Source organism: Helicobacter mesocricetorum (assembly GCF_900198605.1).
In the GTDB taxonomy this organism is placed as follows: Bacteria; Campylobacterota; Campylobacteria; order Campylobacterales; family Helicobacteraceae; genus Helicobacter_D; species Helicobacter_D mesocricetorum.
The window spans coordinates 1-20,852 of the sequence record NZ_FZPJ01000053.1 but is presented as its reverse complement, the minus strand read 5'-3'; the positions used below and the strand labels follow the sequence as shown (position 1 = coordinate 20,852).

The following is a 20,852-nucleotide window of genomic DNA, read 5'->3' as shown; positions in this document are numbered from 1 at the left end:
TTAATTATCTTGTTGATAATCGTATTCCAAAAGATCCTATGGTAAATACAAATAAGGAGAAATAATGAAAGAAAACAAATTTAATACAAATCTTGCTTTAGATTATGAAGCAAGTTTTAGATATTTAATAGAAAAAAGCAACCAAAGAGCTTGGATAATTGCTTTTATTAGTATTTTTATCGCTATTCTTTCTATTATTGCTGTTATCTTACTTACTCCTTTAAAAACTATAGAACCTTATGTTATCCGTGTAGATAATACCACAGGTATGGTAGATATTTTAACCATACTTGATGAAAAAGAAATCACAAAAAATGAAGCCTTAGATAAATATTTTATTAGCACCTATGTTAAAGCTAGGGAAGGTTATTACTATGAGCTTTTAAATCAAGATTATCTCCTTACCCAATTAATGAGTTCTGAAAAAGTTGCCAATGAATATAGGGCTTGGTATGAAGGTGAAAATGCAAGGGATCAAATCTTAAAAAATTCTAATGAAGTAAGTGTGCAAATTTTAAGTATTGTTTTAGGAGAGAGCAATGGCGTTAAAACTTCAACCATAAGAGCAATGATTATCACAAAAAATCTAAATACTAAAGCAACATCACAAACCACAAAAGTAATCACTCTAAGCTATGACTATATTTTAGCAAGAGCAAGTGAAGAAAATAGAATGCTAAATCCATTAGGATTCAAAGTGCTAACTTATAGAGTTGATGAAGAGGTGGTAAGATGAAAAAAATAATCTTAATTGCTTTATTTTTAAGCAATATTGTTTGGGCATTAAACATTCCAAAACCTTCTCCATTTGACAAAAGAATTACTTATGCAATTTATAATGCCAATGATGTCTTTTTAGTTAATGCAAAGAATGGTTATGTAAGTGTATTGGAATTTGGCATTAATGAGAGAATTATTAATACAGCCACAGGCTTTAGCGATGGTTGGGATTTGATAGAGAGAGACAATCTCCTTTTTATAAAACCCAAAGCCTATAAAACACAATTAATTCAAGATAATAATATGGGGGAAAGTCAATCTTCACAAGAGTTTATCGTAGATCCTAATCCAAATGACTGGAAAACTAACTTAATTGTAATTACAAACTTAAATACCTATATCTTTGATTTGAGGCTAGTTCAAAACAATAATGCTACTTATAAACTTAGCTTCTCTTATCCTCAAAAAGATTTAGAAATGGCTAGAGAATTTTTAGAAGCACAAGAACAAGAAAATATCCGCACAGATTTAAATAAGAATACTATTCCTAGAAATTGGGATTTTACTATGAAAATCAATAAGGGGAGTGAGGATATAAGTCCAAATTTTGCTTATGATGATGGAGTCTTCACTTATTTAGGATTTGATAATACCAAAACATTCCCTGTAGCTTTTATGTATGAGAATGGTAAAGAAAGTATTTTAAACACACATATCAAAAAAGATGGCAATTATGAAGTTTTAGTCATTCAAAAAATCGCTAAACAAATCCTATTAAGAAGTGGAGATAAGGTTGTTGGAATCTTTAATAATGGATATGCAAAAAATCCTTTAAGAAAAACAAGGGAAACCTCTAATGAGAATATTCAAAGAGAAATCAATAAAAAGGATGAAAAATGAGAAAGATAAAAACTACCACAAGGGTGGTAAGTCCTTATGGTAGAGTTTTACAGAAGGCAGTTATTTACTTTTTAAGTTTCAATAAGATTTCTCTTATTTCCTCCCTAAAGAGTGTAATTAATACTGCAATAACTGCAATGAATAGGTTAAGAGAATCCATTATGGTCTCCTTAATGTATGGTATCCACCCACACACCCAACTAAATATCCAAAAAAAAAGCCCAGCCCTCAAAAAGAGAACTGAGCTTAACCATACATCAAGGCTCTGTAAAACCTTTTTAATCCATCTACCAAATGGATTAAAAAATTATAGCATAAAAACAACAAGGAATAAGTGTGCAAAATAAAGAGCAAAGCGATTTAAATTTTGAAAATCATATCAGCGAATTAGGTAATCAAAAGAATCATCTTAAAAAAATACAAGCTTATGTAATTTTTGCTATTGGTGGTTTATTGCTTATTCTATTAATCATCTATTTTTTACAATCATTTTTAGGCAATGAATCCATTGAAGAAACACCAAAAGAGGAAAATAAAGATTTAGCACAAAGCGTTAAGATAAAGGAGTTTATTCCACCTGTTCCACAAATTCCACAACAAACCTTTAACGAACTCATTGCTGAATCATCTAAACAAATAGAAGCACCACTTTTTGAAACAAATCTCCCAAAACCTAGAATCGTTAAAGGGATTGGAGCAACTCTTATTACCTCCTCTGATAATGGAAACTTTATGGGGGATTCTAATGATAAAGACTTTGGAGAGTCTCCAAATACAGTATTTGAATTTGGACAAAATGGTGCAGGTGCTTTACAAAACTCTAATAACTTGCAAGGTGGAGATTTTGTAGGAGAAGTTTTTACTCCCACTTTTGCAAAAGTAAGTGAATTTGATCAAAATTTGCTTTTACCTAAAGGCACTTATATAGGATGTGCTTTAAAAACAAGACTTGTAAGCTCTATAAAAGGAGGTATTGCTTGTATTGTTTCTAATGATGTTTATTCTGCTAATGGAAACATACTTTTAATAGAAAAAGGTAGCACTATTACAGGGACATTCAATGCTGGACAAATCAATGATGGTATGGATAGACTTTTTGTAATCTGGCAAGAGATTAAAACACCTAATAACATTATCATCCCTGTATATTCTGGAGCTACTGATGAATTAGGTGCTAGTGGTTTGCAAGGTTGGGTAGATCATCATTATCTCAAACGATTTGGATCTGCAATTTTGCTCTCAATGATTGATGATAGTATGGCTATCTTAGCAAATCAATTAAGCAAGAATAATACCAATGGCAACAATTACTATAACTACACACAAAATAGTAGAGAAAATTTTAGCAATATTGCTGATACCGCATTAAAAAAAATGATTGACATAAAACCTACACTCTATAAAAATCAAGGGGATATTGTAGGTGTTTATGTCAATAAAGATATTGATTTTTCAAAAGTTTATAAACTCACAAGGAAGAGAAATGTCAATTACACTCGATAAATTTGCAAAGCAACATTTTGGTGAATTTTTAAAAGATGATTCTATTAATGAAATCTGTTACAACGGCGATGATAAAATTTGGGTGCAAAACTCCAAAGGATTATGGGAATACAAAGATACTAAATTAGATTTTGAAATAGCAGGACACTTTGCAACCTCTGCTGCTGCTTTTAAAAAAGATAAAATCGATGTATCGCGTCCTATTCTTAGTTGTATTTTAGTAGGTGGTGAAAGAATGCAAATTGTTATTCCTCCTGCTACAAAAGATGAACACATTTCAATCACGATTAGAAAACCTAGTAAGAATCGATTTAAAATGGAAGATCATATCAAAAGCGGACTTTTTGAAGATTTAAATCCTAATGATAAGGATAAGATCAAACCAAGCGATGAAGAATTAATCAAACTCTATCAAGCAAGAGACTATCAAAGCTTTATCGCTAAAGCTGTTGGCTATGGTAAAAATATTATTATTGCTGGTGAAACAGGAAGTGGTAAAACTACTTTTATGAAAACTCTCATTGATTTTATTCCTACCAAAGAGAGGATTATAACGATTGAGGATGTGGAAGAGATTAAATTTTATGAACATAAAAATTATGTGCAGTTATTTTATCCAAGTGAGGCAAAAAGCACAGATTTTTTAAATTCTGCAACACTTCTAAAATCTTGTTTAAGAATGAAGCCTGATAGGATTTTATTAGCTGAGCTTAGAGGTGCTGAAACTTATGATTTTATTAATGTTTTATCTAGTGGTCATGGTGGAAGCATTACAAGTTGCCACGCAGGAAGCCCTAAAGAAACATTTACACGACTTGCTTTAATGACTTTACAAAACCCACAAGGTCAATGTGTGCCTTTTGAAATTATCCAACAAACCCTTAAAGACTTAATAGATATTGTTGTTCATATCCACGCTCATCATGGAAAAAGACGAATTAGTGGAATCTATTTTAAAGAAATAGAAAAGATAAAGGAATCCTAATGCAAAAAGAAAAACGAGGCATTTATAATGTAACTTTTAATGAGAAAAAATCTACTCCTCTTAATACAGATTTAGAAGCCATAGAAAATGCCATTATAGATTATGTGGTGCATTATGTGAAAGGTTGGCATAACATAAGACGAGATAAAGGTCTTGGATCAGAACATATAAAATTACATTTAGAGCCAAATAGTCAAGGACAAATTACATTAGAGGAACTTTTAAATCTTGGTAATTCTATAAGGGAGTATTTGAAAGTGTTTAAAGAACCATTTGACGATGACAAAAGTGGAAAAGTCTATGAGTGGGAAAATAACGAGGGTGTGCGTTTTAGGGTAGCAACCGATAAAATCAAAGGGGAGGGTCTCCTGACTGCGCCACTATCCCCCTCTGATGAGATAATTATAACCTTTTATTCTGATAGAAATCTTAGTCAAAGAATGGAATTTAAGAATCCAAAGGTTACAGAATACTATGCCAATCAAACACCACAAAAAGATAAATCATTTTTTGAAAAGAAAATGCAAGATTTCACTATAAATAAATCTATTAAAAATAAAAGTTTGGAGAGATAAATGCAAAATAGAAAATTTCAGATAATTTTTCTTGTTATAGCAAGTTTTATTCTTACCTATTTACTAACGCCCTTTGTTTTTTTCTTTTTAAATAAAATAAAAATCCTAAGAGCTCTGGAGATTTATAACATCCATTTCACCTTGCAAGCAATCATCAATAACTATCCTAAAATTTGGCTTTCTTTAGGCATTTCTTTTGCATTTGTTTTTTTGCTTTTTATCCTTTTGGTGTTATCTTTAAAATCCAAAAAATCACAATTTGGGGAAGCTAGATTTGCCAATCCTGCTGAAATTAAAAAAATGAATTTATTAAGCAATAAAGGCATTATTATTGGAAAGTATAAAGGAAAATTCTTAAGGTTTAGCGGTCAGCAATTTGTAGCTTTAGGAGCTCCTACAAGAAGCGGTAAAGGTGTAGGTATAGTCATACCTAATTTGCTAGAATGGCAAGAAAGTGCTGTAGTGCAAGATATTAAACAAGAATGCTTTGATTATACTAGTAAATACAGGAAAGAGATTTTAGAGCAAGAAGTTTATTTATTTAACCCCTTTTCAAGACAAACACATCGCTATAATCCCTTAACTTATATTGATATGAGTGATAAGGAACACTGCGATAGTCAATTAATGGATTTAGCTAATATACTTTATCCCCTTGATGGAGATTCCACCTCAAAATTTTTTAATGGATTAGCACAAAACCTATTTGTTGGACTATGCTATATGTGGCGTGATTTAGAATTAAATGATGCTGGAAAAGAATTTCAAAGAGCTTTTAACCTAGAGGTAGGAGAATTTAATTTCTATAACATTTTACAGCTTTCCAAAGGATTTTCTATCCAAAATGAAAATAACACTATACAAGGATTTGATGATACCTATAACTTTCTAGTGCATTGCGAAGTTTTAGATGGAGCTACCAAAAGACGCTTAGAAACTTATTTTAATATTAGTTCAGACGCTACTAAATCTGGTGTAATGAGTTCTTTTAATGCACCCCTTGTTCCTTTTGAAAGTGAAACATTAAAATTAAGCACAGAAACAAGCGATTTTGATTTAAGGGATTTGCGTAAAAAGAAAATGACAATTTATATTGGCATAACGCCCGATCAATTAGCTAATGCTCAATTTATTTTGAATATCTTTTGGTCGCAACTCATTTTACTAAATACCAAAGAGCTACCCCAAAAAAATAAGGATTTGAAATATTCTTGCCTACTTTTAATGGACGAATTTACTGCACCAGGAAGAATCCAAATTTTACAAACTTCTGTTAGCTTTATAGCAGGTTATAATTTAAGATTACTTACCATTTATCAATCTCTATCACAACTTGAAACACCACCACCTTTAGGCTATGGCAAAGAAGGAGCAAAAACACTTCTAACAAACCACGCTTGTCAAATATTCTATGCACCAAGAGAACAAGAAGATGCAGAGGCTATCTCTAGGATTTTAGGGAATACTACTTTTAAAACAAGCTCAAAAAGCATTAATTCAGGTGGTAATGGTGGTGGTTCAAGAAGCATTAGTGAAGCAAGTAGAGCTTTAATGCTACCACAAGAGCTTAGAGAAATGCCTTTTGAAAATGAGTTAATCACCATTGATAGTGGAAAACCTATTTTATGCAATAAAGCATTCTACTATTTGGATTCTTATTTTATGGATAAATTCAAAGCTATTTCAAAAAGCCTTTCAAACATAAAGAAAATTCCAACTAGAGAACAATTAGAAAATGCAATCTTACAAGGAGAATGCAAAGTTAAAATTCAAATTATAGGAGAAAACAATGAAAACCATATTGCTTAGTGCCCTAGTAGCTTTATTAATTATAGGGTGTTCTGCACCAAAACCAAAACGATTAGACAAAGGTTCTGCAATATCGATTAATAATGCCCTCTTAGAGCAACAATATAACTTTGTTCCAAAAGATAGTTTTTTAAGCTCTCAAAATTGGACTTATCAAATTGTAGTTGAAAAAAACTCTACAGAAGATGACTTCATTAAAAATGAGCTTGTAACAAAAACTTTTCTTTTAGCTCACAACGCTACTAAGATGATTTTAATAGGTAGAGAAGATTTAATCAAAGATTACAAAGAATATTTCCTTAACAATCAAGTCATCATTCCTATTGAACTCCAACCCATTAATCCCTATGAGGAAGAGATAAATAGAGTGAGTATCTTGTTTTTTAACAATATTACAGGAGAGGAACAATGAAAAAAGCTTTTATAGTTACTTTAATTTTTGGAGTTATTTCTGCTGAAGCAATCGAATTAGAATTACTATCAGGAGATACAAGGAGTGCTTGCGAAGCAATTCTTTGTTTGGCTTCACCAGTAAAACCACCAGAGTGTGCAAGTGCTATAGCAAGATATTTTTCTATTCAATTTAAGAAACCTTGGAAAACTTTGCAAGCTAGAAAAAATTTTTTAAACCTTTGTCCTGTCGATTCATCCAATGATCCTGAAATGTATAAATACAAAAATGATATTTTAGTGCATTTAGATGGAGAATGTTCTGTTTCCTCTTTAAATAACAGAGTTGAAAGAAAAGTTATTAGGATAGATAGAATATGCACAAATAATGGTGATGAAACCATTTGTAACGATGTTAATGTATATGGTTTTAGAATAAACCCTGAACCAACAAACTCTTGCCGATTATTATCCTCATCAGCCTATACAGATTTTAATTTAAAATATACTTGTAATAGTAAATTTTATGAAAAAGAAGAATGGGAGAGAGGATATGAATTAAAAGAAGTATCGCAAGAAATCTACAATGCTTTACCTCTATCACAAAAAGAACAGAAAGAAAAATTAATAAAAATTAGTAGCTATGAGTATTCTAAGTTACCTAAAAACCAAAGAAAACGAACAAACTTTCAATATTATAGAATTGGTATTGCCTATTACCAAAAAATATTTATTAAAAAAGATTGCTGGATAAATGAGAAATAATTATGAATGAAACCAATCCTAGTGAAAATCTTTTTGAGATTATTGATAATACAGATAACCATCAAGAAATAGCTATGACTAATTTCAATGAGTTATTAGAAAAATTTGACAATACTATGAAAGCAATTAATGCCAAGATCCACATTGGCAAACAAAACTCACAAAATAATACTGAAGATGGTATTTTTAAAGATTTAGAAGATAACTTTATAGAGCTAGATAATACTTATTTGGCTCTTATCTCTTATTTTAAAAATCCTCCCACCAATGAAGAGAAAGAACTCATCAGTAAAACAATCTCCATTAAAAAGACAATGGAAGATTTTGCCAAATTTGCAAATGAAATTCAAAAAATCTCCCTAGATGAAAAATTAAAAAACTATAACGAGCAAATCAATCAATTTTGCGAAATAGTAGAATACAAACTCTCCTACAATGCACAAAATTATAATAATTTTCTTGATGATTTTGTTGCCGATGGAAAACAAAAACTTCATACTTTTTCAGAAATTTTTATAAAGATGACAAAAAATGCCAAATGGTTTTTTATGATTTTTAGTTTTGCATCTCTTGGATTAGGAGTAATTATTGGGGCTTTAGTATTCCTTTCTTATATAAAACATTTAGAGTATGAAAAATTGAAAGAAAGGGTAACTACAATCACTCAAGGTTTAGCCACTATCTCTGTTGATAAAGAGGGTAAAAGCCTCACCTTGAGTTTTGCAAAAAACAATAAAACTATTTTTATAGAGAATAAAAATAGTATTCAAATCACACTACAAGGAGGTGAATGAACAAAAGAATTATATACCAATAATGCAAAAAACAATAAACAAATTTTATAGAAAGGATAAACAATGGCATTTGGAAGATTGGTTAATGATAAAATTGTTATTGATACTAACAATGCACTAAACTATAAAAACAAGGAAGGTGAAATTCAGCAAAGAAAAGTCGATACCGCTTTAATTGATGTTATTAAAGAAGCTGGAGCTGTTGCAGCAATGGAACATGGTTCTGTTCTGTTCTCTGCAAAAGTTAATGATGAGTGGAAAAACTTTTTTGTCAATAGAGATGAGAAAACTCATAATATTGTATTAAAGCCTACAAACTCAAAGAATAGAGATGATTTCGTCTATATAAACTCTAACACAAATGAGCAAGGCTACTTTTACTATACCATTAATCAAAAGCGGGAATCCGCAAAAGAATTAATTGAAGGTGTAGGTATTACAGAACACCAAAACCAAGATGGCTCTAAAAGCCATTATTTAGAAACCAATGTAAGGCTATACAACGAAGAACTAAAAAAAGAGTTGCAAGAAAGAGGCGGTGAGTTTGTAGCTATCATTTCTAATGCTGGGATTAAAGTTGTAAATGAATCTGAAATGAAAGCACAAAAACAAGAACAGCAAAGGCAACAAACTCAAGAAATTAAAGAGCCTGAAAAAACCCAAGACAAAGGGATTGAAAGATAAAATATACACCCATAAGGTGTATATTTATAGTTATTATTATTTAATAATATTAAATATTTATATCTATTATTTATTTATATTAAATAATAGTAACTATAAATTACTAAAAAACTAAAAAGGTGGGAATATGAGATTATTTATAGCGGAAAAACCTGAACTTGGTAGAGCAATTGCAGAAGGACTAGATGGCAATTATAAAAGTGGAGAAGGATTCATACACAAAGGCAATGATATTGTTACTTGGGCTTTTGGACACATATTAGAACTTGCCAAACCTGAAGAATATAATGAGAAATATAAATTATGGAAACTCGAAGACTTGCCATTACCTATTAACGAGTTTAAATATCTCCCCAAGAAAGAAAGTAAAAAGCAGCTTAAAATCATTTGCGACTTAATCAATGATGACAAAATTACTTCCATTGTAAATTGCGGAGATGCAGACGATGAGGGGCAGATTCTTATTGATGAAATTGTTCTGTATTCTAAAACCTCTAAACCTGTATTTAGAGTTTTAATTAATGACTTAACGCCAAAAGCAGTGAAAGAAGAAATAGCCAAAATTAAACCAAATACAGATTTTAAAGGAATGAGCGAAAGGGGTTTTGCAAGAAGTCAAGCAGATTGGATTGTAGGAATCAACCTCACAAGAGCTTATACAATTATAGCAAAGCAAAATCATTTTGATGGGGTGTTAAGTGTAGGTAGAGTGCAAACTCCTATTTTGGGGCTTGTAGTTGCTAGAGATAAAGAATTTGAAAACTTTAAAAGCATCAATTATTATTCTTTGATTGGAGATTTTGAAAATAATAATAATATTTTCAAAGCACGATTAAAAACAGAAGAAAAAATTTTAGATGAAAATATTGCCAAAGAAATCAAAAACACTTGCGAAAATCAAAATGCAAAAATAAATTTAAAAACAGAGGATAAAAAAGAATATCCACCATTACCCTATAACTTACTCATTTTACAAGCAGAATGTGCAAAGATTTTTGGGTTTGCCCCTGATAAAACTTTGCAAATAACACAATCTCTAAGAGAAAAACATAAAGCTATTACATATAACAGGTCTGATTGTCAATATCTTCCTGAAACAATGTTTGAAGAATCCCCAAAAATTTTAGAATCCATAAAAGAGAATTTAAACAATGATGAAATTAAAGCTCTCATTGCTGGTAGTGATATAAAAATAAAAAGCAAAGCTTTTAATGATGCTAATATTTCAGCACACTATGGAATCATCCCTACTCAAAATAAAATTTCATCGCAACTAACTCAAGATGAATTAGTCGTTTATGATTTAATCGCTAAAAGATTTATTATCCAATTCTTCCACCCTAGAGAATATCAAACTACTACTATTAACCTAGAAATTAATCAAAGAGTTTTTACTGCCACACAAAATAAAACAATCAAAAATGGTTTTAGAAGTTTATGGCAAAATATAGATGGCGATAAAGAAGAAGAGCAAGATAATGATAAGAATGAATATGACTTATCTAATCTAAAAGATAATGATATTGCCAAATGCTATTCAATACAAATTGAAAAGAAACAAACAAAACCACGTCCTTATTACACTATGACTACATTGCTAAAAGATTTAAATAGTGTCGCAAAATATGTAACAGATGAAAAAATTAAAAAGCTACTTATGGAGAAAGATAAGGACAAAAAAGGAGAAAGCGGAGGCATAGGAACACCTGCAACAAGATCTAATCATATTAAGACCTTAATTGAAAGAGGATATATAGAGGTAAGCAACGATAAAAAACAAATTGTTAAATCCACAAAAAAAGGCAAAGACTTAATTTCACTCTCTCCAAAATCTCTTACAACTCCTGATATGACAGCTTTATGGTTTGAGCAACAAAAAATGATAGAAACATTAGAGCTACAAAGAAAACAATTCCTAGAAGAAGTAACAAAGGAAGTCATTAACGAAATACAAAGAATCAATAACAATCAAGATTTTAAAATATTAGAAGATGAAAGCAAACCAAAAATTCAATGCCCACAATGCAACAAAGGTTTCTTACAAAAACGCAAAGGAAAATATGGAGAATTTTGGGGTTGTAGTGAATATAAAGAAGGCTGTAAAGCTATTTATCCAGATAATAAAGGCAAACCAAACTTTGAAACAAAACAAACAACTAATGATACATCATATAAATGCCCACAATGCAATAAGGGCTTCTTACAAAGAATAAAAAGTAAAAATGGTAAAGGTTGGTGGTGGGGTTGCAGTGAGTTTAAGCAAGGTTGTAAAGCAATGTATTATGATGATAATGGGAAACCAAAAATTCAAAGTAGCTAATATTAAATTATTAGGTGCAACCATCTCTACTTGTTTATAATGAAATCATATTTATTAATATTATATTTAATTAAATTTTAATAATAAATAATATACTATTAATAATTAATGTTATACATTAATAACTAAAATATTACAAAAAGGATACTTTATGAAAAATGTAATCAAATTAAGTCTATTAGGTGTAGCTGTTGCTGTTGTATTCTCTGCTTGTTCAGAGCCAAAAAGTGTGCAATACTATGAAGATCCAAAAAATGCTAAAGAATTAGAAGCAAAACTCAAAGAATGCAGTAAAAATGCTAATTCAGCAGAAACTGACACAGAGTGTGCAAATGCTTACCACGCAGAGTATTCTAAATCCTTTAAAAAAGAGCGTGGAAGTGCTGCAGAATTTTTTAAGAATGCAGGGCAAAATAAACAATGAATGATTTATTCCAAACACTAGGTGAAAGCATACAGCAAATCATTGATGCGATAAGACAAGTAGGCACAAGTGATATTGAAAATTATTTATAGTTATTAATATATTATTTTATTAAATATTAATTATTTATATACTATTATTAATAATTAATGTTATACATTAATAACTAAAAAATTACAAAAGAATGAGAAATATTATGAAAATATCTGTCATAAATAAAAAAGGTGGTGTTGGTAAAACCCCCTTTGCTTTTTCAATCGCTAAAGATTTAGGATACTTCTTACAAAGCAATGATAATTCTATCATTGAGAAAATTTATCCCCAAAAAGCAAAAATTTTGCCAACTCCAAAAATAATAGATGATTGCGTCTATGATTTTGGTGGCTTTGTAGAGAAAGGAATATTAGATATTATCAAAGCAAGTAATACTATTATTATCCCTTGCACGAGCAATTACAACTCTTTACTTAGGACATTAGAAACTTTAAATGAAATAGGCAATAATAGCAGAGTTTGTATTCTAGTTACAGATTATAGGGACGAGAAAGAAAAAAATCAAATTTGTGAGACTCTTGAGAGTAATTTCACAGATTTAAATCTATTCTTCTTTAAATTTTCAAAAATTATTGAAAATTCAATGAGCAGTGGAGCTTCCTTTACAGAGCTTTATAACGAAAATAATCTTTCAAGATTGAGCTATACAAATTTTTTTAATGAATACCAAAGACTCTTAAGTTTTATTAAAAAGGATAAATAAGTATGGAAAAGAAACCTTTTACAATTGCTGAAGCTCTAAATTCGGAATCCACTTCCCAAAAGACTTATGGCAAAGCTGACAAAAAATCTTCTGGAAGAAAAACTATTGATAAAGAATTAAGGAGAGAACATCTAGTAACTTGCAGACTTAACCAAAAAGAATATGAAACTTTACATCGATTAATAGAAATAGAATTAAGCAGTGATGCTAGTGCTTATATAAGAAAACTAATTCTAAAGGAAGCTAGGGCTTTGAATATTCAATAAATGATTAATGTTAAAATATCCTTGCAAAAAACAAAACTACAAGGATATAAATGCGTAAAACTAAAAGGCAAATCGAAAATGAGAAGTATGGCAATAAGAGTCTATTTGACTTTATAGAATTAGAGTTTCAAGGAGAGGAAAATGAGCAACAAAATAGAGAATTATCCCAACATAGAGAAGTTACAGGAAATACTGAACGAATTAGCCTTTCATCAAATACAACAAAAATGGATAGACAAGGAGATTCCACAATACAGCTTGATAATACTAGAGAGATGGGCGGAAATTTATCCAAACACAATCAAGAATCTAGGAATGTCAGATCTAATGACACTAGCACTTCCACAAACAGAAATGGAACTAGAAATTTTAGAGAGCAAGGAAGCAGAGCAGAAGAGAATAGAAGGGCTAACAGATATGGAGATACTAGCAGAAGAACAAGTCAATCTCTATCAGTTTATAGCAATAGAGCCCAAAATTTATTCTCCTTTGTTTCAGGAAATGATGATGAAAGACAAGAAACAAGCACAGGAGGAAACAATCAACGATCAATATTGGAACTTGCAACAAGAGATAATGGGATTCAAAGAGGAAATTTCAAATCTGGGCAAAAGTTAGATTTTGTAAGCAATGATGAAGTCTATCTTGGTTCTTTAAAAGACAGATTTCAAAAAAATATCCAAGCAATTAAACTTTTAAAAATTATAGAAGAAGAAAATCGCTTTGCTACAAGAGAAGAACAAGAAATTCTTAATAGATTTTCAGGATGGGGCGGAATCCCGCAGGTTTTTGATCGCCAAAACAAAGAATGGGAAAAAGAATTTAAAGAGCTTTTCATCACTCTTAACTATGCAGAATATGAAAATGCAAAAACATCCACTCTGGATGCTTTTTATACTCCAAAAATCGTTATTGATGCCATCTATCAAGGTCTTAATCAACTAGGATTTAATAATGATGATTATACTAAAGAAATATTTGAGCCAAGTGCTGGTGTAGGTTCTTTTTTATCTTATGCCAAAAATCATAGTGATAAATACCATTTTACTTGCATAGAGCTTGATACTATAAGTGTAAATATATTAAAACACTTACACCCAAACCAAACAATATATAACAAAGCATTTCAACACCATTTATTTGATAAGCCATACGATGCTTTTATAGGCAATCCACCTTTTGGTCAAAAACAGATTTTAGATCCCAATGATTCCACATTAAACAAATCAAGTGTGCATAATTATTTTATTGGCAATGCCATTAAAAATTTAAAAGAAGATGGAATTGCTGCTTTTGTAGTATCAAGCTATTTTCTAGATTCTAAAGATAGCACAATAAGAAGTTATATAGCCGAACAAGCAACATTCTTAGGTGCTGTAAGATTACCAAACAATGCTTTTAAAAAACGAGCTAATACAGAAGTTACTACTGATATTATCTTTTTTAAAAAGGGTAAAGATTTAAGTATTGATAATGAATGGCTAGAAAGTGTAGAATACTATGACAATCGTTTTGATGAAGCTACAAAAAGAGGTATGAATCCTGATATTTTTAATTATTTTAGAATAAATAAGTATTTCAAAAATAATCCTCAAAACATTCTAGGGGAAATGGATATTAAAAGCTCTCAATATGGCAAAGATTTAGAATGTTTAGAGGATGGCAGAAATTTAAAAATCGCTTTAGAAAACTTCATCCAAACTTTACCTAAGAATATTTACAAATACCAAGAAACTAAAATTAAACTATTTTATTATAGGATTGATAAAGAATCTCCTGAATATGAAAAATATAGTGAAGTTATAAGTAGATTAAAAGATGGTAACTACTTTGAATATAACAATGAAGTCTATATAAAAATTGGAAGTGATGATAATGAAATAATATTTTCAAAACCTGCTTTAAACGAACACGACAAAAGAAGAATTAAAAAGCTTATCGCCATTAGAGATCATTTTAATACTCTTATTGAATACGAGAAAAAAGAGCTTAACGATACTTTAGTAGAAAACCAAAGAAAGCATTTAAATAAGCTTTATGATGAATTTGTTGCTCAAGAAGGGTATCTAAATAGAGATGCAAACAAAAAAGCTTTTAGGGAGGATGTAGAAGCAAATAAAATTTTATCCCTAGAGAAAAATTATAATGCTGGTATCTCAAAAAATGTAGCATTAAAAGAGGGTGTAGATCCCATTACACCAAGTGCAACAAAAGCAGATATTTTCTTTAAAAGAACTATAAACGCAAAAAAAGAAATTAAAATCTCAACCCCACAAGAAGCATTAATCGCTAGTATCAATGAGCATGGAAGAATTGATTTACAATTTTTACAATCTCATTTGGATCAACCTTTAAATGAAACACTTAAGACTTTAGAGCGGGAAAGATTAATTTTTAGAGATCATAATAATCCTACTAATTTTGTATTAGCTAAAAAATATCTTTCAGGCAATGTAAAGGCAAAATATAAAGAAGTTAAAAAATTAGTAGAAGAGGGTTATGATTTTATTAATAATTTAGAAAGTTTGGAGCAAGTTTTACCTAAAGATTTAAAAGCGGTTGATATTTCAATAAGCTTAGGAACAACTTGGATACCCATAAAGTATTATAAAGAATTTATAGAAGAAACTTTACAAATTACTCCTAAAGATTATGATTTATTCTTAATGGAAAAAACGGGTGAATGGAATTTTAAAGGCTCTGGTTATTCTTTAAGTTCTTACACCAGATCACAATATGCTACCGAGAGAATAGGTTGTTTTGATTTGTTTGAACACGGATTATTAAGGAAACCTATTCGTATTTACGATAAAAAAGTAGATCCATCTGGCAAAGAATATAGAGAATTAAATCCTAAAGAAACCGCAATCGCTAATTCTAAATTAGAAAATTTAAAAAATGAATTTATAGAGTGGATTTATAAGGATTATGATAGACGCACAGATTTAGAGAATATTTACAATGAAAGGTTCAATACAAATATAGAGCCACAATACAATGGGGAACATTTGGAACTTCCAAATTTCAATGCTAATATCAAACTCAAAAAACACCAAAAAAATGCGATATATAGAGCCATTCAAGAAAATAGTATCATTTTTGATCATCAAGTAGGTGCTGGAAAAACTTTAGTGGCAATTTGTTCTGTAATGGAACAAAAAAGAATGGGACTTTTAAATAAACCTTTAATTGTTGTACCAAATCATTTAGCAAGACAATGGAATGATGAGTTTTATCACGCCTATGCAAATGCAAATATTTTAGTCGCCACAAATGATGATTTAAAAAAAGATAATAGAGAAAGGTTTTTTTCAAAAATTGCAACAAATAATTATGATGCTATTGTTATGACACATTCTCAATTTAAATTAATCCCTGCTCCTTATAAGACTATTAAAAGACAATTTGAAGAAGATATTGATATCTTGGAACAAACACTAGAGAGAAAAAAAGACGATGAAAATGTTATGCGATATTCTGTTAAAGACTTAGAAAAACGCATTGAAAATTTTAAAGTGAAGCTTCAAGATTTACAAACAGCACATAAAAAATCTAAAGCTATTGATTTTTCAGAATTAGGAATTGACGCTTTAATAATTGATGAAGCTCACGAATTTAAAAATTTACTTATCACAACTTCAATGGGAGATATAAGCGGTCTTGGTAACTTAAAAGGTTCACAAAAAGCCTATGATCTTTATTGTAAAACACAATATATTCACGAACAAAATAAAAAGATTTACTTCTTAACAGGAACGCCGATAAGCAACTCAATTACAGAACTTTTTACATTACAAAGATACATACAACCAAATGTATTAAAAGAAAAAGGGATAGAAAGTTTTGATTCTTGGGCTTCCACTTTTGGAGAAGTTACAAACGCTTGTGAGCTTGATAGTTCTGGAATTAACTATAAAATTGTTGCAAGATTTAATAAATTTAAAAATGTCCCTGAACTTTCTACTATGTATAAAAGTGTAGCTGATATTGTAACAAATAATGATATTATGAAATATCAAAAAGATTTTGTTCCAAAACTTTATAATGATAAGCCTATTAATATCGTTGCTCCTAGAAGCGAAGAAATAGCAGAATTTATAGGCATTCAAGATGAAAATGGTAATTGGAATGAGGGCTCTATCGTTTGGAGAATGGAACATCAAAGCGAAGATATAACAAGAAATAATTTACTTGCTTGCACCACAGATGCTAGAAAAGCTGGACTTGACTTTAGACTAATTAATCCATATTGCGATGATTATGAAGATTCTAAAATTAATAAGCTTATTGAAAATGTTTATAATGAATATAATATTTGGAATGATGACAAAGGCACACAACTAATATTTTGCGACTTATCCACCCCAAAACAAAACTCACAAAAAATTACTTTAAATGGTAATAATATAACACCAAAACCAAACGAGGAAGAATTTATTAACATCAATGAAACCATAGAACAAACAGAAGAAGAGAGCAAAAGCCTTGATGAGCTTTTGGCAGAACAATCTAAATTTGATGTTTATACTGATATTTTAAAAAAGCTTGTTTCTAAAGGTATTCCACAAAATGAAATTCGTTTTATTCACGATGCAAAGACTGATTTACAAAAAGCACAGCTTTTTGCGGATATGAATTCAGGAAAAGCTAGAATTTTAATCGGCTCTACACAAAAAATGGGTGCTGGAACAAATGTGCAAAAAAGAATTATAGCCTTACACCATTTAGATTGCCCTTGGCGTCCTAGCGACTTAGAACAAAGAAGTGGTAGAGTTATTAGACAAGGCAACGAGCTCTTTATGAGAGATCCACAAAATTTTAGAGTAAAGGAATTTAGATATGCCACTGAAAGAACCTATGATGCTAGAATGTGGCAAGTAATTGAAAACAAGGCAAGATCCATAGAGCAATTTAGAAAAGCTGGTGCTAATGTAAGAACCTTAGAAGATATTACAAGTGGTGCAGCTGATGCTGCTGAAATGAAAGCAGAAGCTACAGGCAATCCACTTATCTTATTACAGGTGCAACTAAATAGCGATCTACGACAAGAAGAAATGCTTTATAGTGGATATAAAAGACAAATCCACAACAATGAAGAAAGTCTTAAAAACAATATTTCTAAAATTACCTACCTGCAAAAGAACATAGCAACGCATAAAACTTTAAAGAGCATTGTAGATTCAAATACTAATGAACATTTTCAAGGAAAATATTATGAAATTCAAGATGATGATAAAACCATCGCCAAAGATTTTATCATCCTCAAAGAGGATAATAGTGATAACAATAAAAAGAAACAAAAGGAAATAGAATTAATTTTTAATAAAAATATTGAGATTATTTCTAAAGACTATCACAAGGAATACAAGATTCTTGAATACAAAGGTTTATTAATTAGCGGCGAAAGAACATCGCTTGATACACTTAGTTTTTATATTGCAACTTTGGATGGAAAAACATTTATAGAACCTGAAAATTTAGTATATAGGCAGGATAATCAACTTTTATCTTTAACAAATCAAATAAGCTTTAGAGGCTTTATCACAAAAGTCAATAATTTCTATAACAACTTAGAAAAATTTATATCCCTAGAAAATTCCCAAATTCAAAAATTAGAAATAGAAATTACAGAATTAAAAAGTATTACAGGAAATAATACTCCCACCTATGAAAGAAAAGATTATTTGGAGGCATTAAGAGAGGATAATCGTATGGTTATGAGTGAGATAGAAAAAACAAGTAAGCAAAAAGATTATAAAAGTAATTTTATACCCAAATCTGCAAAGATTTTAGAATCCATAAAAAATAAATCTATTCATCAAGATTTGGAAAGATAGTTAGCATTATGCTTTTTTGTAAAATATAAGTTATTAATGTTATATATTAATTACTAATATAAAATAAAAAATAATTTTAAGATATTAATATTATTTGAATCATTTTGCGGGAGCAATCACTTACCCATCTCTTGCAACCTTATTATTCCTAGAATTTGTCCATCGCACGATATTATTGGTTCTTCCTCGATCTCCTTGCTGTAACTGATTGAGTGCATTGATGTGCAAAAGCATTTGAGTTCGTTTTGTGTCATAAACCATAGGCTGTTTGGACAATACTCGCATAGAGTCTCTCTCTTTGGTAACATCTCCTCTCCTAATTGATTTATTACCGAGCTCTTGTAGGACTCTCTGTCTATATTGTTCTGTATAATCCCTCTCATTATTCATTCCTTTATCTTGTATAATCTTATATTTTCTTGTGGTTTTGGTTCTGCTTATCTGCTTTAACTCCTTTTCTCTACCAATAACAGAAACATTCCAGATAGGTTTTTTAAGTGTCTTAGAAATTTCTTGCCATTTATTGTTAATTTTAACTTTTCTGCGGATTTCATAATCTTCTTGCCCCACTATTTTAAATCTTGCATATTCACCCCTCAAAACTTTATTTTCTTTCACAACTCTTTCTAAATCTTGTCCCCAAATTGTTGTAATTCCTTTTTTGGTTTTATAACTCACATAATAACTTTTTTTCGCATTTTTATCAGTGCTAAATTGATAATTTGCCTCTCCAAAATCCATAACTTGATAATAATGCATTTTATTTTTTAGTGCTTGATTTTGAGGGGAAGGAGATGAAATATTTCTACTTGATTCAACTAAATATTCTTGGTCTATTTTTACTTCTTTTTGTTTATTCGTAGCTTTGGCTTCAATACCTAACTCATTTAATGCTTTTGCAAATTCTGTTCTTAAATTTGCCAGATCTGCTTTTCTTGGATTAATTCTCTTACCATTTTTATCTGCAACCTTTAAACAAACATGGCAATGTGGATTATCTGTATCATTATGAAAAGCAACGACAAAAAAATTGTTTGGATACATTCTTTTTAAAGCTGTAATTGTAGCTTGTTGTAACTTTTCTTTTGGTGTAGTAGAATGTTCTTTCATAGAAAAAACCATATTAATAGTATGTCTTTTTTCTTTAATACCCTCTTTGTATAATGGTATAGGAGCTCCCTCATTTTTAAAAATTCTTTTTACTTCTAAAATTTCATCTTCACCCATATATCTATCAAAATCATTAGAAATTAATTCTACATTCCCTTCACGGGAGATATAATTAATATGTCTTGAAAGTGCTTGTAAATTTTTAGAACCTGAAGTAATTTTTACAACAACTTCAGTATTTTTTCTAAACATATTTTTACTAACAAGCTTACCTGTTTTTGTATCTTTAACATAAACATCTTTATTTTTATTGATATAGTTTAGAGGAAGTTTAGAAGCATTCTCTATTTTTGTAAAAACTTTTCTAGCGATAATTTCATCATCAAATATTTTAAAGCGGGACATCTTTTAAATTCTTTGATTATTAACTTCAATAATTTTACCAAGAATATCAGACAACACATCTATTTTATCCTTAATATCATTAATCGTATTTTTAAGATTATTATCATTAATTTTAACTAGATTTTTACCTCTAATAACTTTCAATAGCTGATAGATATTCTTACCTATAGTATTAATTTCAGTTCTAACTTTAATAAATTCAACTAACTCTACATTTGTGAAAAATTTATTCTTATTTAAAGAATTTATCAAAGTAAATTTTGCTTGTTTTGAAGCAGATCTAAAAGCATTAGATAGAGAAATCTCTTTTAATAGATTAAATTCATCATCAGTTAATTTTATTCTTATCTCTTTCATCTTTTTATTTTCATTTATAGGGTTACTAATCAATTCAAAATTTTTTTTAATATTATTATTCTGGGCATAAACTTTAATAATATAATTTATAATTTTATTAATGGATGATTTAGTCTCTAACTTAATTTTATTCAAATATTCAAGATTATTTGTTTCAATAGTTAATAAATATTTTTTCATAAAATATCCTTAATTTTAATAATTTAATGAGCCTCGCAGAGATACTTTTGGCAAAATAAAATAAAAAATTA

Annotated in this window: 19 protein-coding genes; 17 read left to right on the top strand and 2 right to left on the bottom strand. The window is 29.6% G+C overall.

Annotated features, from left to right (window positions below; genetic code table 11):
* The first annotated feature begins 64 nt into the window (after positions 1-64).
* From C6H18_RS08895 to C6H18_RS08820, 17 genes are all read left to right on the top strand, one after another.
* A complete protein-coding gene (locus C6H18_RS08895; protein ID WP_104722743.1) occupies positions 65-736 on the top strand; it encodes a virB8 family protein in 672 nt (223 codons plus the stop codon).
* Positions 733-1,620 carry a P-type conjugative transfer protein VirB9 gene (gene virB9, locus C6H18_RS08890; RefSeq protein WP_104722742.1) on the top strand — a complete coding sequence of 296 codons (888 nt, stop codon included), beginning with the start codon at positions 733-735 and terminating at the stop codon, positions 1,618-1,620. Before C6H18_RS08895 ends, virB9 begins: the two co-directional genes overlap by 4 nt.
* A complete protein-coding gene (locus C6H18_RS09495; protein ID WP_158654899.1) occupies positions 1,617-1,967 on the top strand; it encodes a hypothetical protein in 351 nt (116 codons plus the stop codon). The genes virB9 and C6H18_RS09495 overlap by 4 nt, the downstream gene beginning before the upstream one ends.
* The gene (gene virB10 / locus C6H18_RS08880) at positions 1,957-3,123 is read left to right on the top strand and encodes a type IV secretion system protein VirB10 (protein WP_104722740.1); all 1,167 of its coding nucleotides are present in this window, start codon (positions 1,957-1,959) and stop codon (positions 3,121-3,123) included. The genes C6H18_RS09495 and virB10 overlap by 11 nt, the downstream gene beginning before the upstream one ends.
* Entirely contained in the window at positions 3,104-4,108 is a 1,005-nt protein-coding gene (gene virB11 / locus C6H18_RS08875) for a P-type DNA transfer ATPase VirB11 (protein ID WP_104722739.1), read from the top strand. The genes virB10 and virB11 overlap by 20 nt, the downstream gene beginning before the upstream one ends.
* Positions 4,108-4,683 (top strand): penta-EF hand family protein, encoded by a 576-nt coding sequence (locus C6H18_RS08870; RefSeq protein ID WP_104722738.1) that lies wholly within the window; start codon positions 4,108-4,110, stop codon positions 4,681-4,683. Before virB11 ends, C6H18_RS08870 begins: the two co-directional genes overlap by 1 nt.
* On the top strand, positions 4,684-6,492 hold the full coding sequence (locus C6H18_RS08865; protein WP_104722737.1) for a type IV secretory system conjugative DNA transfer family protein: 1,809 nt from the start codon (positions 4,684-4,686) through the stop codon (positions 6,490-6,492).
* Entirely contained in the window at positions 6,473-6,904 is a 432-nt protein-coding gene (locus tag C6H18_RS08860) for a cag pathogenicity island Cag12 family protein (protein WP_104722736.1), read from the top strand. Before C6H18_RS08865 ends, C6H18_RS08860 begins: the two co-directional genes overlap by 20 nt.
* On the top strand, positions 6,901-7,647 hold the full coding sequence (locus tag C6H18_RS08855) for a TrbM/KikA/MpfK family conjugal transfer protein (protein ID WP_104722735.1): 747 nt from the start codon (positions 6,901-6,903) through the stop codon (positions 7,645-7,647). The genes C6H18_RS08860 and C6H18_RS08855 overlap by 4 nt, the downstream gene beginning before the upstream one ends.
* A 2-nt stretch (positions 7,648-7,649) precedes the next feature.
* The gene (locus tag C6H18_RS08850; RefSeq protein WP_104722734.1) at positions 7,650-8,441 is read left to right on the top strand and encodes a hypothetical protein; all 792 of its coding nucleotides are present in this window, start codon (positions 7,650-7,652) and stop codon (positions 8,439-8,441) included.
* A 63-nt stretch (positions 8,442-8,504) separates the two neighbouring features.
* The gene (locus tag C6H18_RS08845) at positions 8,505-9,125 is read left to right on the top strand and encodes a hypothetical protein (RefSeq protein ID WP_104722733.1); all 621 of its coding nucleotides are present in this window, start codon (positions 8,505-8,507) and stop codon (positions 9,123-9,125) included.
* Between the two features lie 127 nt (positions 9,126-9,252).
* On the top strand, positions 9,253-11,445 hold the full coding sequence (locus tag C6H18_RS08840) for a DNA topoisomerase 3 (protein WP_104722732.1): 2,193 nt from the start codon (positions 9,253-9,255) through the stop codon (positions 11,443-11,445).
* 151 nt (positions 11,446-11,596) lie between these two features.
* Positions 11,597-11,869 (top strand): EexN family lipoprotein, encoded by a 273-nt coding sequence (locus C6H18_RS08835; RefSeq protein ID WP_104722731.1) that lies wholly within the window; start codon positions 11,597-11,599, stop codon positions 11,867-11,869.
* Positions 11,866-11,961 (top strand): DUF3606 domain-containing protein, encoded by a 96-nt coding sequence (locus C6H18_RS09675; protein WP_233704121.1) that lies wholly within the window; start codon positions 11,866-11,868, stop codon positions 11,959-11,961. The genes C6H18_RS08835 and C6H18_RS09675 overlap by 4 nt, the downstream gene beginning before the upstream one ends.
* A 104-nt stretch (positions 11,962-12,065) precedes the next feature.
* Positions 12,066-12,626, top strand: a complete 561-nt coding sequence (locus C6H18_RS08830; protein WP_104722730.1) for a P-loop NTPase family protein — start codon at positions 12,066-12,068, stop codon at positions 12,624-12,626.
* A gap of 2 nt (positions 12,627-12,628) precedes the next feature.
* Positions 12,629-12,892 (top strand): hypothetical protein, encoded by a 264-nt coding sequence (locus C6H18_RS08825; protein WP_104722729.1) that lies wholly within the window; start codon positions 12,629-12,631, stop codon positions 12,890-12,892.
* A 50-nt stretch (positions 12,893-12,942) separates the two neighbouring features.
* A complete protein-coding gene (locus C6H18_RS08820; RefSeq protein WP_104722728.1) occupies positions 12,943-18,729 on the top strand; it encodes an SNF2-related protein in 5,787 nt (1,928 codons plus the stop codon).
* A gap of 120 nt (positions 18,730-18,849) precedes the next feature.
* On the opposite strand, the gene mobP1 is transcribed toward C6H18_RS08820, so the two are convergent.
* Both mobP1 and C6H18_RS08810 read right to left on the bottom strand, forming a co-directional pair.
* Entirely contained in the window at positions 18,850-20,244 is a 1,395-nt protein-coding gene (gene mobP1, locus C6H18_RS08815) for a MobP1 family relaxase (protein WP_104722727.1), read from the bottom strand.
* 3 nt (positions 20,245-20,247) lie between these two features.
* The gene (locus C6H18_RS08810) at positions 20,248-20,781 is read right to left on the bottom strand and encodes a hypothetical protein (protein ID WP_104722726.1); all 534 of its coding nucleotides are present in this window, start codon (positions 20,779-20,781) and stop codon (positions 20,248-20,250) included.
* Positions 20,782-20,852 lie beyond the last annotated feature (71 nt).